Consider the following 16,939-nt stretch of genomic DNA (forward strand, 5'->3'; position numbering starts at 1 on the left):
TCATGGACCGCCGCATTTTCGGGCTGGAGAACGAGTACGGCGTCACGTGCACGTTCAGGGGACAGCGCCGCCTGTCGCCTGACGAGGTGGCGCGGTACCTCTTCCGCCGTGTCGTGTCATGGGGCCGCAGCAGCAATGTCTTTCTGCGCAACGGGGCCCGCCTGTATCTCGACGTGGGATCACATCCGGAATACGCGACACCCGAATGTGACAACGTGATCGAACTCGTCACCCACGACAAGGCGGGCGAGCGCATTCTCGAGGGACTCCTGGTGGACGCCGAACGACGCCTGCACGAGGAGGGAATCGCGGGCGACGTCTACCTCTTCAAGAACAACACCGACTCCGCGGGCAACTCGTACGGCTGTCACGAGAATTACCTCGTGGCCCGGCACGGGGAGTTCTCGCGGCTCGCGGACATCCTGATCCCGTTCCTGGTGACGAGGCAGTTGCTGTGCGGTGCGGGCAAGGTGCTGCAGACGCCGCGCGGGGCCGTGTACTGCGTCAGTCAGCGGGCCGAGCACATCTGGGAGGGCGTCTCCTCGGCGACGACCCGTTCCCGGCCCATCATCAACACGCGTGACGAGCCGCACGCCGACGCCGAGCGTTACCGGCGTCTGCACGTCATCGTGGGCGACTCGAACATGTCGGAGACGACGATGCTGCTCAAGGTCGGCGCGACCGACCTGGTGCTGCGCATGATCGAGGCGGGCACGGTGATGCGGGACCTGACCCTGGAGAACCCGATCCGGGCGATCCGCGAGGTCAGTCATGACATCACCGGGCGCCGCAAGGTGCGTCTGGCCAGCGGCCGGGAGGCGTCGGCGCTGGAGGTGCAGCGGGAGTACTACGAGAAGGCCGTGGACTTCTGCGAGCGCCGTGGCATCCGCACCGGCACCGTCGAGCGGGTGCTGGAGTTGTGGGGCCGCACGCTGGAGGCGATCGAGGCGGAGGACCTGGACCGCATCGGCACCGAGATCGACTGGGTCATGAAGTACAAGCTGCTGGAGCGGTACCGGGCCAAGCACAACATGACCATGTCGCACCCGCGGGTGGCGCAGATAGACCTCGCCTACCACGACATCCACCGGCGTCGTGGTCTGTACTACCTGCTGGAGAAGAAGGGCCAGGCCGCCCGGGTGGCCAACGACTTGAAGATCTTCGAGGGCAAGTCGGTTCCGCCGCAGACCACTCGGGCCCGGTTGCGCGGTGACTTCATCCGGCGTGCTCAGGAGCAGCGCCGGGACTTCACGGTCGACTGGGTGCATCTGAAGCTCAACGACCAGGCGCAGCGCACCGTGTTGTGCAAGGACCCGTTCCGTTCGGTGGACGACCGGGTGGAGAAGCTGATCGCCGGCATGTGAGCGGCGCGGGGTGAGTCCGGTCGGGTGAGACACGCGTCTCCGTGCGAAAGGGCGGAACGCCACACGGGCACCGTACGTTAGCCGTGCGGTGCCCTTCTCACGTCGTAGAGTTGCGCGCACGCCAGCCATCAGGACCGACCCGACACCGATACGAGGCCCCCACCGTGCGCCGACGTTCCCTTCTCATCGCCGTCCCCGCGGGACTGGTCACGCTCGCCGCCTGCGGTGACGACGACTCCGGCTCATCGAGCAACGCGAGCGACAGCGCGTCGCCCGAGCCGTCGGGAACCTCGGCGGCCCCTCCGCCGAAGATCGTGGACGGTCCGCTGCCGGCGATCACGGCGGGGACGAAGTTCGACGAGAAGCCGACCGTGGCCAAGGGCAGTGGTGAGCCTTCGAAGGACCTGGCGGTCAAGACGGTCATCGCGGGCGGCGGCAGGGCGGTCGCGGAGAACGACTTCGTCTCGGCGAACTACCTCGGTCAGATCTGGCAGAGCGCGAAGGTCTTCGACAACTCGTACGACCGCAAGACCCCGCTGGTCATCCAGCTCGCGCAGGGCAGCATCATCGACGGCTGGCGGTACGCGCTCACGGGCAAGAAGACCGGTAGCCGCGTCCAGTTCTCGGTGCCGCCGACGTGGGGGTACGGGAAGCAGGGCAACGAGCAGGCGGGCATCAAGGGCGACGACACGCTGGTGTTCGTGGTCGACATCCAGGACACCTTCAACGCCAGGAGCAGCGCCGACGGCGAGAAGGTCCCGCAGGACGACGCGGCGCTGCCGAAGGTCGGCACGAACACGGACGGCAAGGCGCCCTCCATCGAGGTGCCGGACGGGGCCGCGCCGAAGAAGCTCGTCGCGGAGTACGTCCTGGAGGGCGACGGCGCCGAGGTGGGTGCCCAGGACAGTGTGCTCGTGCAGTACAAGGGTGTGCTGTGGGACGGAGGCAAGGAGTTCGACTCCACGTACGCCAGGAAGCAGCTGACGTCGTTCTCGCTGCAGCAGGTCGTCAAGGGCTGGGCGCAGGGCCTGACCGGCAAGAAGGTCGGCAGCCGCGTCCTCGTCGTCATCCCGCCGGACCTGGGCTACGGGGACAACCCGCCTCAGGGCAGCGACATCAAGAAGGACTCCACCCTCGTCTTCTCCGTGGACATCCTCGCGAAGATGTGACGTCCGGGGATGTAAGACTTGGGCGTTGCCTTTCCGCAGACAAGCAGGAGCTGAACACGTGAGCATCGACAAGCCCGAGGTCGACTTCCCGGGCGGCGAGCCGCCGGCGGACCTCGAGATCAAGGACATCTGGGAGGGCGACGGCCCGGTTGCCGAGGCCGGTCAGACCGTGACCGTCCACTACGTGGGCGTGACCTTCAGCACGGGTGAGGAGTTCGACGCCAGCTGGAACCGCGGTGCGCCGTTCCGCTTCCCGCTCGGTGGCGGCCGTGTCATCGCGGGCTGGGACCAGGGCGTGCAGGGCATGAAGGTCGGCGGCCGCCGTCAGCTGACCATCCCGGCGCACCTCGCCTACGGCGACCAGAGCCCGACTCCGGCGATCCCGCCCGGCTCGACGCTGATCTTCGTGGTCGATCTGCTCGGAGTCTGATCGAAGTCCGAGCGGACGGTGATCGGAGCCGGTCACCTGGGGCCCATGCCTGTCCGGGCGTGGGCCCTCGGCTTTTGCCGCGCCACCGCGGGGCGGTACGGTCATCCGTCGTAAGCACCATAGGGAGAAGGGCGTCGATGGCCATTGCCAAGGCCGAGCGGCTGATGAACCTGGCGCTGTGTCTGCTCGGGACACGGCGGCCACTCAGCAAGCGCGAGCTGCGCGAGTCCGTCGAGGCGTACCTCGAAGCGGGCTCCGACGACTCCTTCAACCGCATGTTCGAGCGCGACAAGGACGACCTGCGCGAACTCGGACTGGTCATCGAGACCGTGGAGAGCCTGGACGGCGAGATCGGCTATCTGGCCCGCCGGGACAGCAACCGGCTGCCGCCCATCACCCTGGACGCCGAGGAGGCCGCCGCGCTCGGGCTGGCCGCGAAGGTGTGGCAGCAGGCGCGGCTCGCCGGTGCCGCGAGCGGCGCCCTGCAGAAGCTGCGGGCGGCGGGGCTGCCCGAGGACGTCGACCCGTACGAGGTGCACGGTGCGCTGGAGCCGCGCATCCCGGTGCACGAGGCGGCCTTCGAGCCGCTGATGCTGGCCTGCCGCGACCGCCGGCCGGTCGTCTTCGACTACCGCAAGGCGAACGCCGCCCAGCCCGAGACGCGGCATGTGGAGCCGTGGGCGCTGGAGTGCTGGCGCGGGCACTGGTACCTGGCGGGTTTCGACCGCGACCGGGGTGCCGAGCGGGTGTTCCGGCTGTCGCGGATCACCGGGAAGGTGCGCTCGCGCGGCGCCCGGTTCACCGCCGACGTGCCCGACGTCGTCACGGTGCGGGAGACGGTCGCGAGCTGGGCGGGGGAGACCGCCGACCGTTCCGCGCTGATCCGGCTGCGGACGGGCGCCGGCTACCCCCTTCGGGCGAAGGCCGCCGGGGTTCGGGAACTCGGTGACGGCTGGGATGAGTTGGAGATTCCGTACGGGCACGGCCTGGACGCCTGGCTGGTGGAGTTCGGGCCGGACGTGGTGGTGCTGGAGCCGGCGGAGTTGCGTGCGGACGTGGTGGACCGGCTGCGTGCCGTCGCCAAGGGCTGAGGGGGAGCGGACAACACAGTGGCAGGCAAACCGGTCAGGCCCGTGAACGCCATCGACCAGACCCGACGGATGCTGTCCCTGGTGACGTATCTGCGTGAGCGTCCCGGGGCCCGGGTCGAGGACGTGGCGCGGGCCTTCGGCATCACCGAGGACGAGCTGGTCTCCGACCTGGACGTGCTCCCGATGTGCGGTAGGAGTTTCCGCGGCGGCGACCTCCTCGACATCGACACCGACGGCGAGCGCATCTGGTGGCACAACCCGGCCGCCCTGGGCGCGGACGCCGCCGAGCCGCTGCGGCTGGCAGCCGACGAGGCGACGGCGCTGCTGGTCGCGGCCCGGGCCGTCGCGACGCTGCCGGGCCTGCGCGAGAGCGACCGGCAGGCGCTGCTGCGGGCGACCGCGAAGGTGGAGACCGCGGCCGGCGAGGCGGCCGGCGCCAGTTCACGCCTGTCCGTGACCTTCGAGTCCGAGGGCGGTGTCTTCGCCGACGTCGACCGGGCCATCTCGGAGCGCCGCCGGCTGTGGATCCGCTACTACTCGCCGGCCCGCGACGAGGTCACCGAGCGGGAGATCGACCCGATCCGGCTGGTCAGCGTGGGCCACACGTATGTGGAGGCCTGGTGCCGCCGCTCCGAGGCGCGGCGCACCTTCCGGCTCGACCGCGTCGCCGAGATCCGCATCCTGGACGAGCCGTCCGCGCCGCCCGAGGTGGAGCTGCGGGACCTGTCGGAGGGGCTGGTGCAGCCCGCCGCGGAGGACCCCGAGGTGGTCGTGGAGGTCGGTCCCGGCGGGCGCTGGGTCGCCGAGTACTACCCGCACGACAGCGCGGAGGAGCTCCCCGACGGCGGCCTGCGCATCACCCTGCGCACACCCGACCCGGCCTCCCTGCGGCGGCTCGGGCTGCGGCTCGGGCGCGACGGGCGGATCGTCTCCCCGTCCGCGCTCGCCGACAGCGCCCGGCAGGCCGCCCGCGAGGCGCTGGCCGCGTACGACGGGATCGAGGCGGCCGGAGCGCCCGGCGGGTGCCAGGGCGGTGCGGCGGCCGAGGGGCCGCACGACAGGCAGGAGCAGGCACTGTGAGCGACCCCCTGGGGCCGGCCGGGCCCGCTGGACCGGGCGGGCCGGGCACGACGGCGGCGGCGGACGGCCCGGGCGGACCGGCGGGGCCGGGTATGACGGCGGCGGCTGCGTTCGCCGGGATGAGGCGTGTGTCACCGGTCGTGTTCAAGGCGGGCTGCCCGGACTGCCGGGGCCGTTTCGAACTGGCCGCGAGCGCCCTGCGCCTGGCCATCGGCGCCACCAGCCGCACCACGTTCTACTCGTTCACCTGCCCCGACTGCGGATCGGCGGTGCGCAAGCCGGCGGGCGAGCGGGTGGTGGAGCTGCTCACCGGCGGCGGGGTCAGGACGCTGCGGCTGCATCCGACCGTCTAGTCTCGACGTCATGTTCTGGCCGATGCTCGCGGTTGCCATGGGTTTTCTGGGTCTCGCCGTCCTCGCGGTGTTCGCCGTGCAGGTGTTCGTGGAGGCGCAGCGCCTCGGCCGGCAGGTGACGGACTCGGCCCGCAGGATCAGCCGGGCCGCCGAGGACCTGGAGCGGGCCAGCGAGAGCGCCGCCCGCGCCGTGGACGCCTTGTGACCGTGTGAACGCCGGTGCGGGGCGGCGTGGGTGACCCGGTGGAGCAGTACGCGTCGCGTTTTGGGGCACTTCGCCCTGTCACCTCACGGGTTGCGGACGGTACGCTGCTGGTCGCGGTCCGGAAAACGAGGCCCGGTCGCGGACGGGAGTACGCACAGGGATTGCCTCACGTTTACCCCTGAGCGTTACGATCGCTGCACAGACGATCGATCGGACAGCTGTCCGGCCGGTCGGACAGCACCCCCACCCAGCCGTCTCGGTGAGAAGGTAAAGACTTATGTTCGGAAGGCTCGGCGCCCCCGAGATCATTCTCATCCTCGTCGTCATCATCCTGCTGTTCGGCGCGAAGAAGCTTCCGGACATGGCGCGGTCGCTCGGCAAGTCGGCGCGCATCCTCAAGAGCGAGGCCAAGGCCATGAAGAGCGAGGGCAAGTCCGACGAGGCCGCCCCCGCCGACCCGCCGAACCCGGAGCAGTCCGCGGCGCAGCGCACCATCCAGGCCGCCCCCGGCGACGTGACCAGCTCCCGGCCGGTCACCGAGCCGACGGACACGACCAAGCGCTGACGCAGGGCCGGTGACCTCCGGCCCGCCGCACGAGATGGGAACGTGGGTTGCTGAAGCCTGCCCGCAACAAGGAGAAGGATCCCGAGGGGCGGATGCCGCTCGCGGAGCACCTTCGTGAGCTCCGCAACCGGCTCGCGAAGGCGCTGCTGGCCATCGTCGTCGTCACCGTCGCCGCCGCCTTCTTCTACCAGGAGATCATCAACTTCCTCACCGAGCCGATCCTCAGGTCGGTCGGCTGTGAGAAGTCGTTCGGCGAGCTGGCCGAGGCGACGGCCGGCTCCGAGCCGTGCGCGCAGATCACCATCAACGGTCTGCTCGGTCCCTTCACCCTGGCGCTGAAGGTGTCCCTGACGGCCGGTGTCGTGCTGGCGTCGCCGGTCTGGCTCTACCAGCTGTGGGCGTTCGTCGCCCCCGGGCTGCACAAGAACGAGAAGAAGTACGCCTACGCCTTCGTCGCCACCGGCGCGCCGCTGTTCCTGGTCGGCGCCTACTTCGCCTACGCGGTGCTGCCCACCTCCGCGAAGGTGCTGATCGAGTTCACCCCGAGCGACGTCGACAACCTGCTGCCGCTGGACGAGCTGCTCGATCTCGTCACGCGCATGGTGCTCGTCTTCGGCCTCTCCTTCGAGCTGCCGCTGCTGCTGGTGATGCTCAACTTCACCGGCGTGCTCACCGGCAGGCGGATGCTCGGCTGGTGGCGCGCGATGATCATGGGGATCACGCTGTTCGCGGCCATCGCCACGCCCAGCACGGACCCCCTGACCATGCTCATGCTGGCCGGCCCGATCTGGGTCCTGTACTTCGGCGCGGTCACGGTCTCCCTGCTGAACGACCGCCGCAAGGCCCGCCGCGAGGAACTGGAACCCGACGACGACGAGGCGTCGGAGCTGGACCTCACGCCCGAGGACATCGGCGAGATCGAGCCCGTGACCACCGCCCGCGCCCTGCCCGAGCAGGCCACGAGGGACCGGGTCAACGGGTACGACGACGTGACCTGAGGGCCGCCGGGGCGGTGACGCCGCACGTCGCCGCCCCCACGCGACCCCCACACGGCCGATCCCGATAATGATCGTCCGGTTGTCGGTGCGGCCCGGTACGCTCGAAAGCACGATGACAGAGGATCTCTCACCGGCCGAGCGGTACGCGGCAGCCCGTCAGCGCGCTGTCGAGCAGGCCACCGCGCTCGCCTCCTTCCGCGAGATGTACGACTTCGGCCTCGACCCCTTCCAGATCGAGGCCTGTCGGGCGCTCGAAGCGGGCAAGGGCGTGCTGGTGGCCGCACCCACCGGCTCCGGCAAGACGATCGTCGGCGAGTTCGCCGTGCACCTTGCCCTCCAGGAGGGCGGGAAGTGCTTCTACACGACGCCGATCAAGGCACTGTCGAACCAGAAGTACGCCGACCTGTGCCGCCGCTACGGCAGCGACAAGGTCGGCCTCCTGACCGGCGACAACAGTGTGAACTCCGAAGCGCCGGTGGTCGTGATGACCACCGAGGTCCTGCGGAACATGCTCTACGCGGGCTCCCGGACCCTGCTCGGCCTCGGCTACGTGGTCATGGACGAGGTGCACTACCTCTCCGACCGCTTCCGCGGCGCCGTGTGGGAGGAGGTGATCATCCACCTTCCCGAGTCGGTGACCCTGGTGTCCCTGTCGGCGACCGTGTCCAACGCGGAGGAGTTCGGCGACTGGCTCGACACCGTGCGCGGCGACACCCAGGTGATCGTCTCCGAGCACCGGCCCGTGCCGCTGTTCCAGCACGTGCTCGCCGGGCGCCGGATGTACGACCTGTTCGAGGAGGCCGAGGGCCACAAGAAGGCCGTCAACCCCGACCTCACGCGCATGGCCCGCCTGGAGGCGAGCCGCCCGTCCTACCAGGACCGCAGGCGCGGACGCGCCATGAAGGAGGCGGACCGGGAGCGGGAGCGCAGGCAGCGCTCGCGCGTGTGGACGCCGAGCCGGCCCGAGGTCATCGAGCGGCTGGACTCCGAGGGGCTGCTGCCCGCGATCACCTTCATCTTCAGCCGGGCGGGCTGCGAGTCCGCCGTCCAGCAGTGCCTGTACGCCGGCCTCAGGCTCAACGACGAGGACGCCCGGGAGCGGGTCAGGGCCCTGGTGGAGGAGCGCACCGCCTCCATCCCGGCCGAGGACCTGCACGTCCTGGGCTACTACGAGTGGCTCGAAGGGCTGGAGCGCGGCATCGCCGCCCACCACGCGGGCATGCTGCCCACCTTCAAGGAGGTCGTCGAGGAGCTGTTCGTCCGCGGACTGGTGAAGGCCGTGTTCGCGACCGAGACCCTCGCGCTCGGCATCAACATGCCCGCCCGCTCGGTCGTGCTGGAGAAGCTCGTCAAGTGGAACGGCGAGCAGCACGCCGACATCACCCCCGGCGAGTTCACCCAGCTCACCGGCCGGGCAGGCCGGCGCGGCATCGATGTCGAGGGCCACGCCGTGGTGCTGTGGCAGCGCGGCATGAACCCCGAGCACCTCGCGGGACTGGCCGGCACCCGCACGTATCCGCTGCGCTCCAGCTTCAAGCCGTCGTACAACATGGCGGTCAACCTGGTCGAGCAGTTCGGCCGGCACCGCTCGCGTGAGCTGCTGGAGACGTCGTTCGCGCAGTTCCAGGCGGACAAGTCGGTCGTCGGGATCTCCCGGCAGGTGCAGCGCAACGAGGAGGGCCTGGAGGGCTACAAGGCCTCCATGACCTGCCACCTCGGCGACTTCGACGAGTACGCCCGGCTGCGCCGTGAGCTGAAGGACCGGGAGAACGAGCTGGCCCGCCAGGGTGCCAACCAGCGCCGTGCCGAGGCCGCGGCGGCGCTGGAGAAGCTGAAGCCGGGCGACGTCATCCACGTGCCGACGGGCAAGTTCGCGGGCCTGGCCCTGGTGCTCGACCCGGGACTGCCCGCCGGGCGGTCCAACGGCCACCGCGGTCTCGAGCACCACGACGGGCCGCGCCCGCTGGTGCTGACCGCCGAGCGGCAGGTCAAGCGGCTGGCGTCGATCGACTTCCCGGTGCCCGTGGAGGCGCTGGACCGGATGCGCATCCCGAAGACCTTCAACGCGAGGTCGCCGCAGTCCCGCCGTGACCTCGCGTCCGCGCTGCGCACCAAGGCCGGGCACATCCCGCCCGAGCGGGCCCGCAAGAAGCGCGCCCAGGCCGCCGACGACCGGGAGATCAACCGGCTGCGCAAGGCGATCCGCGCGCACCCCTGCCACGGCTGCGACGACCGCGAGGACCACGCCCGCTGGGCCGAGCGCTACCACCGGCTGCTGCGCGACACCTCGCAGCTGGAGCGCCGGATCGAGGGCCGGACCAACACCATCGCCCGCACCTTCGACCGGATCGTCGCGCTGCTGACGGAGCTGGACTACCTGCGCGGCGACGAGGTCACCGAGCACGGCAAGCGCCTGGCGAGGCTCTACGGCGAGCTGGACCTGCTGGCCAGCGAGTGCCTGCGCGAGGGTGTCTGGGAGGGGCTGTCCCCCGCCGAGCTGGCCGCCTGCGTCTCGGCGCTGGTCTACGAGTCCCGGGCGGCCGACGAGGCGACGGCGCCGAAGGTGCCCTCGGGCAAGGCCAAGGCCGCGCTCGGCGAGACGGTCCGCATCTGGGGTCGGCTGGACGCCCTGGAGGAGGACTTCCGGATCAGCCAGACCGAAGGGGTCGGCCAGCGCGAGCCGGACCTCGGCTTCGCCTGGGCGGCGTACATGTGGGCGTCGGGCAAGGGCCTCGACGAGGTGCTGCGCGAGGCGGAGATGCCGGCCGGCGACTTCGTGCGCTGGTGCAAGCAGGTCATCGACGTCCTCGGGCAGATCTCGGCCGCCGCGCCGGGTGCGGGGTCCACCGTCCCGAAGAACGCGCGCAAGGCGGTCGACGAACTGCTGCGCGGAGTGGTCGCCTACTCCTCCGTGGGCTGAACCAGGCTCCGACACGCGGAAAGGCCCGGCGGGAACACCCGCCGGGCCTTTCCGCGTTCCGGGCCGTCCCGGCCCCCCTTTCCCTCATCACGGTGAGTGAATTTCGCACACCTGAACGCACTACTCCATGTGTTCGAACGACTCCCCGGCGTGCAAATGGGCCCGACCATACTGCAGTCCTCCGGCCCGGTTCAGGCGGTTGCCGAATATGACACGGCGATGATCCCCCCGGACTAAGCTCGCCCGCAGCGCACCGAGTTGAGGCGAAATAGCGCGTTTGTTCCCCTTGCGCCACAGCTCCCGACAACTCCCCGGCACACCCCGCCGCAAGCTCCCCCGTCCCAGCCGATTCGTTTTCAGAGGGCCTACATGGTGAGTGTTGCTTCCCCTCCAGGTCGCCGTGAACTTCCGTACGCGCGAACCCTGTTGCTGCCGGCCATACTGATGGCCGCGGCCACCGGGGCCGCCGTCGCCCTGGTGACGGAACCGGCCCGGCTCGCCGTCGGCCTGTGCGGTGCCGTCGCCACCCTCCTGGTGATCACCGCGGCCGCCGAAGCGGTGCGCCGCGGCCGCGCACTGCGGAACCTGCGCGCCGAGCACGACCGTCACCGCGCGTATCTGGAGCACCGCGCCGCGAGCCACCACGACGAGATGGTCCGCCTCGGCGCCGAAGTCATCCCCAACGTCCTGCACTTCATGCGGGGCGGCGCCACACCGCGCGAGGTGATGAACCGGCTCGGCGAGGTGGACCCCTCCTACGCCGAGCTCGGCGAGCCGCAGCGCAAGCTGATCCGCATGGTCTGCGACATCGTCGACCACGAGGACTCCATGCGTGAGTCCGCGGAGCGTTCCTTCGTCGACATCGCCCGCCGCGTCCAGGCGATCGTCCACCAGCAGAACAAGGAACTGCGCGAGATGGAGGAGGACCACGGACGCAACCCCGAGGTCTTCGACGACCTCCTGCGCATCGACCACGGCACCTCGCTCATCGGCCGCCTCGCCGACTCCATCTCCGTGATCGGCGGCGGCCGCCCCGGACGCCAGTGGCCCGAGCCGGTCGCCCTCTACAGCGTGCTGCGCGGCGCCATGTCCCGGATCCTCGAGTACCGCCGGATCAACCTGGCCTCCATCGCCAAGGTCAACATCAAGGGCACCGCGGTCGAGCCGGTCATCCACGCCGCCGCCGAACTCCTCGACAACGCCACCCGCTACTCGCCGCCCGCGGCCAAGGTGCACGTCACCGCGACCGAGGTGCAGAGCGGGGTCTGCATCGAGATCGAGGACGCCGGCGTCAGCCTCAGCGAGGAGTCCCGGGCCCGCATCGAGGGACTGCTGGAGCAGGCCAAGCGCGGCACCGACGTGCAGGACCTCGCCCAGCACCCGCGCCTGGGCCTGTCCGTGGTCGGCCGCCTGTGCACGCAGTTCGGCATGGACGTCTCGCTGCGCGCCTCCGCGTACGGCGGGGTCCGCGCCATCCTCATCGTGCCCAGCAAGATGATGACCACCGAGCCCGGCGTCGGCCTCGCCCACGGCATCGGCGCCACCTCGATCCCCACGCCGGGCCCCGACGCCCTGCCCGGACCGGACCGCAAGCCCAAGAAGCGCCGCCCCACCAGTCCCCGCATCCCCGCCACGGTCTCCCTGGAGGACGACGTTCCCGAGGTGACCGAGTGGACGGCGGGCGGACTCCCGCAGCGGCGCAGCCGGGTCAAGATGCCCCTCAGCCAGCGCCTCGCCGAGCAGGCGGCCTGGGAGCGCGAGGACGCCGAACGCGAGGCCCGCCGGGCCGCGGAGCGCGCCCGCAACGGCGTTCCGGCCCCCGCCGAGCCGGAGCCCGCGCCGGACAAGGACCAGGGCGGCCTCCCGCCCGGCCACTTCATCGGCGCCTTCTGGGAGGGGCTCAGGCAGCACCCGGGCACCACCACCCAGGCCCACCAGCACGCCGGCGGCAACGAGCCGGCCCATGCCCCGGCAGACGACGAGGGGAACCTCAAGTGATCGAGCAGCAAGGCAAGTTCGACTGGATGCTCCGGGATCTCTACGACGGCGTCCCGGGCATCGAGATGATCGTGGTGCTCTCCGCGGACGGCCTGCGCATCGCCCGCTACTCCGGGGACCCGGACGCCGCCGACCGGGTCGCCGCCGCCTGCGCGGGACTGCAGAGCCTGGCGAGCGCCGTCAGCCAGGAGATCCCCACCAGCGACGGCGACATGAAGATGGTGCTCATCGAGATGAACGGCGGCTACTTCTACCTGATGGCCGCGGGCCCCAACGCCTACCTCGCCGTGCTCTCCGACGTCCGCTGCGAACCCGGCCGGATGGGCCTGAGCATGGCCGACCTGGTCGCCCGGATCGGACCCCATCTCACCAGCCCCGCACGGCGCAACGGGCAGACCGTATGACTCCTCCCAGGCGCCAGAGGCGATCCCCCGGACCGGAACTGCCCGCCGCGGCCGCCCCGTCCGGCGCGCCCGCCCCGTCCGCTGCGCCCGGCCCGTCCGGCGCGCCCGCCAAGGAAGGCGAGCGGCAGAACCCCGAGCGGCTCTTCGTCATCGGCGGCGAAGGGGGCGGCGAACGCGCCGACATCGACCTCGTCACCCTGATCGTGGCCCGCGCGGACCCCCCGGTGTCCGCCACACCGGAACAGGCCGCCCTGCTGCGGCTGTGCGCCGCACCCCTGTCCACAGCCGAGCTGTCGGCCTACCTGAGCCTGCCGTTCAGCGTGGTGACCGTGCTGCTCACCGACCTGCTGGCGAGGGAACTGGTGCAGGCCCGCGCCCCGATCGTCCGCCAGAAGGTCGCCGACCGAAACCTCCTCGAAGCGGTGATGCATGGACTTCAAAAGCTCTGACACGATCCCGGGCCCACGGACCGAGGACCGGCTGCCGCACACGGCCGCGGCCGCCGTGAAGATCGTCATCGTGGGCGGTTTCGGAGTCGGCAAGACCACCATGGTCGGCTCGGTCAGCGAGATCAGACCGCTGACCACCGAGGAGACCATGACCCAGGCGGGCATCGGCGTCGACGACAACTACGGCTCCGCGTCCAAGACGGCCACCACCGTCGCCATGGACTTCGGCCGCATCAGCATCACCGACGAACTGGTGCTCTACCTCTTCGGCACCCCCGGCCAGGAGCGCTTCTGGTTCCTGTGGAACGGCCTGTTCGAAGGCGCCCTCGGCGCGGTCGTCCTCGTCGACACCCGCCGTCTGGAGGTCAGCTTCGACGTCATGGGGCGCCTGGAGGAGCGCGGCGTGCCCTTCGTCGTCGCCGTCAACACCTTCCCCGACGCGCCCCGTTACCCCGTCGCGGAACTGCGCACCGCGCTCGACCTGCCCGAGGAGATCCCCATCCTCGACTGCGACGTGCGGCGCCGGGCCTCCAGCCGCGACGTCCTGATGACCCTCATGCACTTCCTGCACTCCCTCGCCATGAAGGGCGCGCTCACCTGACCGGCGCGCCCACCGACCCCCGGACGCGAACGACACCTTCTGCTGCGGAGCGAGACTGTGACGCCTGAACGCCACTCACCGACCGGAACGGGCGAACCCCTGCTCGAACCACCGCCCGGCTGCCCCGCGCACGGCCTCGGGCCGGGCGGACTGCACCGGCTCCACGAGGCCGACGACCTGGAGGAGCTGTACGAGAAACTGCGTGAGCAGCACGGGCCGGTGGCGCCCGCCCTGCTCCACGACGACGTACCCATGTGGGTGGTCCTCGGACACGCCGAGAACCTGCACATGGTGAGCACCCCCGCCCAGTTCTGCCGCGACAGCCGGATCTGGACCCCGCTCAACGAGGGCATGGTCAAGCCCGACCACCCGCTGATGCCGCACATCGCCTGGCAGCCCATCTGCTCCCACGCCGAGGGCGACGAACACAAACGGCTGCGTGGCGCGGTCACCAGCGCCATGTCCGGCCTGGACTTCCGGGAGCTGCGCCGGCACATCAAGCGCTACACCCAGCGCGTCGTCAACCGATTCTGCGAGGAGGGCCGCGCCGACCTCGTCAGCCAGTTCGCCGAGCACCTGCCGATGGGCGTGATGTGCCATCTCCTGGGCATGCCCGAGGAGTACAACGACCGGCTGGTGGAGGCGGCCCGCGACACCCTCAAGGGCACCGACACGGCGATCGCCAGCCACGCCTACGTCATGGAGGCGCTGGGGCGGCTCACCGCCGCCCGCCGGGCCGACCCGGACGACGACATCGCCGGCCGCCTCGTCACCCACCCGGCCGGACTTACCGACGACGAGGTCCGCGAGCACCTGCGGGTGGTCCTGCTGGCCGCCTACGAGGCGACCGTCAACCTGATCGCCAACGTGCTGCGCGTGGTGCTCACCGACCCGGGCTTCCGCGCCCAGCTCAGCGGCGGGCAGATGACCGTGCCCCAGGCGGTCGAGCAGTCACTGTGGGACGAGCCGCCGTTCAGCACCGTGTTCGCCTACTTCGCCAAGCAGGACACGGAGCTCGGCGGTCAGCGCATCCGCGCCGGTGACGGCCTGCTGCTCGGCATCGCGCCGGGCAACGTCGACCCGCGCATCCGCCCGGACCTGAGCGCGAGCATGATGGGCAACCGCGCCCATCTCGCCTTCGGCGGCGGCCCGCACGAATGCCCAGGACAGGACATCGGGCGGGCCATCGCCGACGCCGGCATCGACGCGCTGCTGATGCGGCTGCCCGACGTCCGGCTGGACTGCGACGAGGACGAGTTGCGGTGGCGGTCCTCGATCGCCTCGCGGCACCTGGTGGAACTGCCGGTGCGGTTCGAGCCCCGGGCGCAGCAGGACATCCGGCAGCAGCCCAGTCACGCCCCCGCCCCGGCACGGCCCGCCCCCTGGCACGTCGGACTCCACACGCCCGAACAGCGCACCCGGCCGCCGCTCCCGCCCCACCCGCCGCAGCCCGTGTCGACGGCGGCCACCGAGCCCCAGCGGGCGCCCGAGACGGACGGTGCCCGCCCGCTCGGTGCCTGGCAGCGCTTCCTGCGCTGGTGGCGGGGCTACTGACGGCCACCGGCGGGCACCGCTGCCGACGGGCCCCGCGGCGGCACGGTCACACCTCGGCGCCCCGCGGCACGGCTACGCCCCGGCGTCCCCGTCCGCCGGCCCGGCCCAGTCCTGGTACGCGGTCCAGGCACCGAGGCTCCGGCCGCTGCGGAAGCGGTGCTCGCGCCCCGTGACCGGATCGGTGAACGCCAGCTCCCGCGCGAGCAGTTGCAGCGGGCGCCGGAAGTCGCCGGCCGGCACGGGGGCGGCCACCACCGGGTACAGGGGGTCGCCGAGGATCGGCACGCCGAGCGCGCTCATGTGCACGCGCAGCTGATGGGTCTGGCCGGTGCCCGGCACCAGCCGGTACCGCCCGAGCCCGTCCGGCCGGCGGTCGAGCAGCTCGACGCGGGTCACGGCGTTCGGCTCGCCGTCCACCTCGCGGGCGGCGAGCACGCCGCGTTCCTTCAGGATCCGGCTGCGGACCGTGCGGGGGAGGGCGAGCGCGGGATCGTAGGGGGCGACGGCCTCGTACTCCTTGTGCACCCGCCGGGCGGCGAACAGGCCCTGGTAGGCGCCGCGTTCCGAGGGACGCACGGTGAACAGCACCAGACCCGCCGTGAGCCGGTCGAGGCGGTGCGCGGCGCCGAGCGCGGGGATGCCCAGCTCCCGGCGCAGCCGTGCCAGCGCGGTCTGGGTGACGTGGCCGCCGCGCGGGGTGGTGGCCAGGAAGTGCGGCTTGTCGACGACGACGATGTGCTCGTCGCGGTGGACGACCTCCAGCGGGAAGGGCACCGGCACCTCGGCGGGCAGCTCGCGGTGGAACCACACGCACATGCCCGGTACGTACGGCGCGTCGACCGGCACGGGGCGACCGTCCGCCCCGACGAACAGCCCGGCGTCGAACATGCCGTCGACCACACCGGCGCCGGCGCCCGACAGCCGCTCCGCCAGGTGCTCCCGCACCGTGGACCACGGCCCGTGCGCGGGCAGCCGCACCCGTACCGCGTCGATGCCGTCGCGCTGCGGCAGGGGCGAGGGCGGGGGAGGGGTACGGCGTCTCATCACCTGCCAGCCTACGAGGCGGTGAGCCCGCGGCGGCGGGAGGCGCCCGGGAAAACGCCTGGGCCGCCGCCCGCTGCCGTGGGCAGGATGTCCCCATGCCCTATCTGACGCGCCCGGTCCTCGCCGCCGGCACCCTCTCCCGTATCCCGCAGCCCACGCTCCCCACCGGCGACGGGCTGCTGCTGCGCCCGTGGCGCGCCGAGGACGCGCCCGCCGTGCACGCGGCCTTCCAGGATCCGGTGATGCACCAGTGGCACGTCCGCTCCGCAGACTCCGAGGACGAGGTGCGGGGCTGGATCACCGAGTGGCAGCGCGCCTGGGAGGGGGAGCGCAACGCCCAGTGGGCGGTCGCCGACGCGGCCGACGACCGGCTGCTCGGCCGGGTCGCCCTGCGGGAGGTGGTGCTCGGCGACGGCGTGGCGGAGGTCGCCTACTGGACGACGGCGAGCGCCCGCGGCCGGGGCGTCGCCGCACGGGCCGCGCGGACCCTCGCCCACTGGGCCCTGGACGGGGTCGGCTTCCAGCGTCTGGAACTCTCCCACGCCGTGGCCAACGTGGCCTCGTGTCGGGTGGCGGGTAAGGCCGGGTTCGCGCTGGAGGGCACCAGGCGCAGCGCCGGGCTGCACCCCGACGGGTGGCACGACATGCATCTGCACGCGCGTGTACGCGGCGACTGAGAGGGGAGCCCGCCCCCGCGCGGTCGCGCAGTCGTGG

General features: G+C 71.5%; 17 protein-coding genes. 16 read left to right on the forward strand and 1 reads right to left on the reverse strand.

Translation table 11 applies throughout. The annotated features are described in order from the left end of the window. Nucleotides 1-2 precede the first annotated feature (2 nt). The 15 genes from pafA (at nt 3) to EV562_RS19090 (ending at nt 15,181) form a co-directional block, all read left to right on the forward strand. Nucleotides 3-1,364, forward strand: coding sequence for a Pup--protein ligase (gene pafA, locus EV562_RS19020; protein ID WP_133888002.1), 1,362 nt, complete (start codon nt 3-5; stop codon nt 1,362-1,364). 164 nt (nt 1,365-1,528) lie between these two features. Continuing rightward, entirely contained in the window at nt 1,529-2,533 is a 1,005-nt protein-coding gene (locus EV562_RS19025; protein ID WP_133888003.1) for an FKBP-type peptidyl-prolyl cis-trans isomerase, read from the forward strand. Nucleotides 2,534-2,591: 58 nt separating this feature from the next. Next, a complete protein-coding gene (locus EV562_RS19030; RefSeq protein WP_109033664.1) occupies nt 2,592-2,963 on the forward strand; it encodes an FKBP-type peptidyl-prolyl cis-trans isomerase in 372 nt (123 codons plus the stop codon). A gap of 137 nt (nt 2,964-3,100) precedes the next feature. Further along, entirely contained in the window at nt 3,101-4,054 is a 954-nt protein-coding gene (locus EV562_RS19035) for a WYL domain-containing protein (protein ID WP_133888004.1), read from the forward strand. 18 nt (nt 4,055-4,072) lie between these two features. Next, nucleotides 4,073-5,134, forward strand: a complete 1,062-nt coding sequence (locus tag EV562_RS19040; protein WP_133888005.1) for a WYL domain-containing protein — start codon at nt 4,073-4,075, stop codon at nt 5,132-5,134. A 92-nt stretch (nt 5,135-5,226) separates the two neighbouring features. Beyond that, nucleotides 5,227-5,487: a hypothetical protein gene (locus EV562_RS19045; protein WP_133888221.1), complete on the forward strand. Its 261-nt coding sequence runs from the start codon at nt 5,227-5,229 to the stop codon at nt 5,485-5,487. 10 nt (nt 5,488-5,497) lie between these two features. Then, complete coding sequence (locus EV562_RS19050; RefSeq protein ID WP_133888006.1) at nt 5,498-5,692, forward strand: hypothetical protein; 195 nt, start codon at nt 5,498-5,500, stop codon at nt 5,690-5,692. Nucleotides 5,693-5,969: 277 nt separating this feature from the next. Continuing rightward, nucleotides 5,970-6,257, forward strand: a complete 288-nt coding sequence (tatA, locus tag EV562_RS19055; RefSeq protein WP_102930518.1) for a Sec-independent protein translocase subunit TatA — start codon at nt 5,970-5,972, stop codon at nt 6,255-6,257. 47 nt (nt 6,258-6,304) lie between these two features. Next, the gene (tatC, locus tag EV562_RS19060; protein WP_133888007.1) at nt 6,305-7,255 is read left to right on the forward strand and encodes a twin-arginine translocase subunit TatC; all 951 of its coding nucleotides are present in this window, start codon (nt 6,305-6,307) and stop codon (nt 7,253-7,255) included. Nucleotides 7,256-7,322: 67 nt separating this feature from the next. Further along, complete coding sequence (locus EV562_RS19065; RefSeq protein ID WP_133888008.1) at nt 7,323-10,175, forward strand: DEAD/DEAH box helicase; 2,853 nt, start codon at nt 7,323-7,325, stop codon at nt 10,173-10,175. 369 nt (nt 10,176-10,544) lie between these two features. Next, the gene (locus EV562_RS19070; RefSeq protein ID WP_133888009.1) at nt 10,545-12,173 is read left to right on the forward strand and encodes an ATP-binding protein; all 1,629 of its coding nucleotides are present in this window, start codon (nt 10,545-10,547) and stop codon (nt 12,171-12,173) included. Then, entirely contained in the window at nt 12,170-12,577 is a 408-nt protein-coding gene (locus EV562_RS19075; protein ID WP_003977197.1) for a roadblock/LC7 domain-containing protein, read from the forward strand. Before EV562_RS19070 ends, EV562_RS19075 begins: the two co-directional genes overlap by 4 nt. Then, complete coding sequence (locus EV562_RS19080) at nt 12,574-13,026, forward strand: DUF742 domain-containing protein (RefSeq protein WP_133888010.1); 453 nt, start codon at nt 12,574-12,576, stop codon at nt 13,024-13,026. Before EV562_RS19075 ends, EV562_RS19080 begins: the two co-directional genes overlap by 4 nt. Further along, nucleotides 13,007-13,627: an ATP/GTP-binding protein gene (locus EV562_RS19085; RefSeq protein ID WP_133888011.1), complete on the forward strand. Its 621-nt coding sequence runs from the start codon at nt 13,007-13,009 to the stop codon at nt 13,625-13,627. The genes EV562_RS19080 and EV562_RS19085 overlap by 20 nt, the downstream gene beginning before the upstream one ends. A gap of 57 nt (nt 13,628-13,684) precedes the next feature. Continuing rightward, nucleotides 13,685-15,181, forward strand: a complete 1,497-nt coding sequence (locus tag EV562_RS19090; RefSeq protein WP_133888012.1) for a cytochrome P450 — start codon at nt 13,685-13,687, stop codon at nt 15,179-15,181. A 72-nt stretch (nt 15,182-15,253) separates the two neighbouring features. Here EV562_RS19090 and EV562_RS19095 read toward each other — a convergent pair whose 3' ends face one another. Then, nucleotides 15,254-16,225 carry an RluA family pseudouridine synthase gene (locus EV562_RS19095; protein ID WP_133888013.1) on the reverse strand — a complete coding sequence of 324 codons (972 nt, stop codon included), beginning with the start codon at nt 16,223-16,225 and terminating at the stop codon, nt 15,254-15,256. Between the two features lie 95 nt (nt 16,226-16,320). Here EV562_RS19095 and EV562_RS19100 point away from each other — a divergent pair, with 95 nt between their 5' ends. Further along, a complete protein-coding gene (locus EV562_RS19100) occupies nt 16,321-16,902 on the forward strand; it encodes a GNAT family N-acetyltransferase (protein WP_133888014.1) in 582 nt (193 codons plus the stop codon). The last annotated feature ends 37 nt before the right edge of the window (nt 16,903-16,939 follow it).

This window comes from Streptomyces sp. BK208 (assembly GCF_004364245.1).
Lineage (GTDB): Bacteria > Actinomycetota > Actinomycetes > Streptomycetales > Streptomycetaceae > Streptomyces.

What these genes read in the sequence shown, in the direction of transcription:
- EV562_RS19070 (WP_133888009.1), top strand. Translation starts at nt 10,545, where the DNA reads ATGGTGAGTGTTGCTTCCCCTCCAGGTCGCCGTGAACTTCCGTACGCG.
- EV562_RS19085 (WP_133888011.1), top strand. Translation starts at nt 13,007, where the DNA reads ATGGACTTCAAAAGCTCTGACACGATCCCGGGCCCACGGACCGAGGAC.
- EV562_RS19045 (WP_133888221.1), top strand. Translation starts at nt 5,227, where the DNA reads ATGACGGCGGCGGCTGCGTTCGCCGGGATGAGGCGTGTGTCACCGGTC.
- EV562_RS19100 (WP_133888014.1), top strand. Translation starts at nt 16,321, where the DNA reads ATGCCCTATCTGACGCGCCCGGTCCTCGCCGCCGGCACCCTCTCCCGT.
- tatA (WP_102930518.1), top strand. Translation starts at nt 5,970, where the DNA reads ATGTTCGGAAGGCTCGGCGCCCCCGAGATCATTCTCATCCTCGTCGTC.
- pafA (WP_133888002.1), top strand. Translation starts at nt 3, where the DNA reads ATGGACCGCCGCATTTTCGGGCTGGAGAACGAGTACGGCGTCACGTGC.
- EV562_RS19035 (WP_133888004.1), top strand. Translation starts at nt 3,101, where the DNA reads ATGGCCATTGCCAAGGCCGAGCGGCTGATGAACCTGGCGCTGTGTCTG.
- EV562_RS19080 (WP_133888010.1), top strand. Translation starts at nt 12,574, where the DNA reads ATGACTCCTCCCAGGCGCCAGAGGCGATCCCCCGGACCGGAACTGCCC.
- EV562_RS19065 (WP_133888008.1), top strand. Translation starts at nt 7,323, where the DNA reads ATGATCGTCCGGTTGTCGGTGCGGCCCGGTACGCTCGAAAGCACGATG.
- EV562_RS19050 (WP_133888006.1), top strand. Translation starts at nt 5,498, where the DNA reads ATGTTCTGGCCGATGCTCGCGGTTGCCATGGGTTTTCTGGGTCTCGCC.
- EV562_RS19095 (WP_133888013.1), bottom strand. Translation starts at nt 16,225, where the DNA reads ATGAGACGCCGTACCCCTCCCCCGCCCTCGCCCCTGCCGCAGCGCGAC.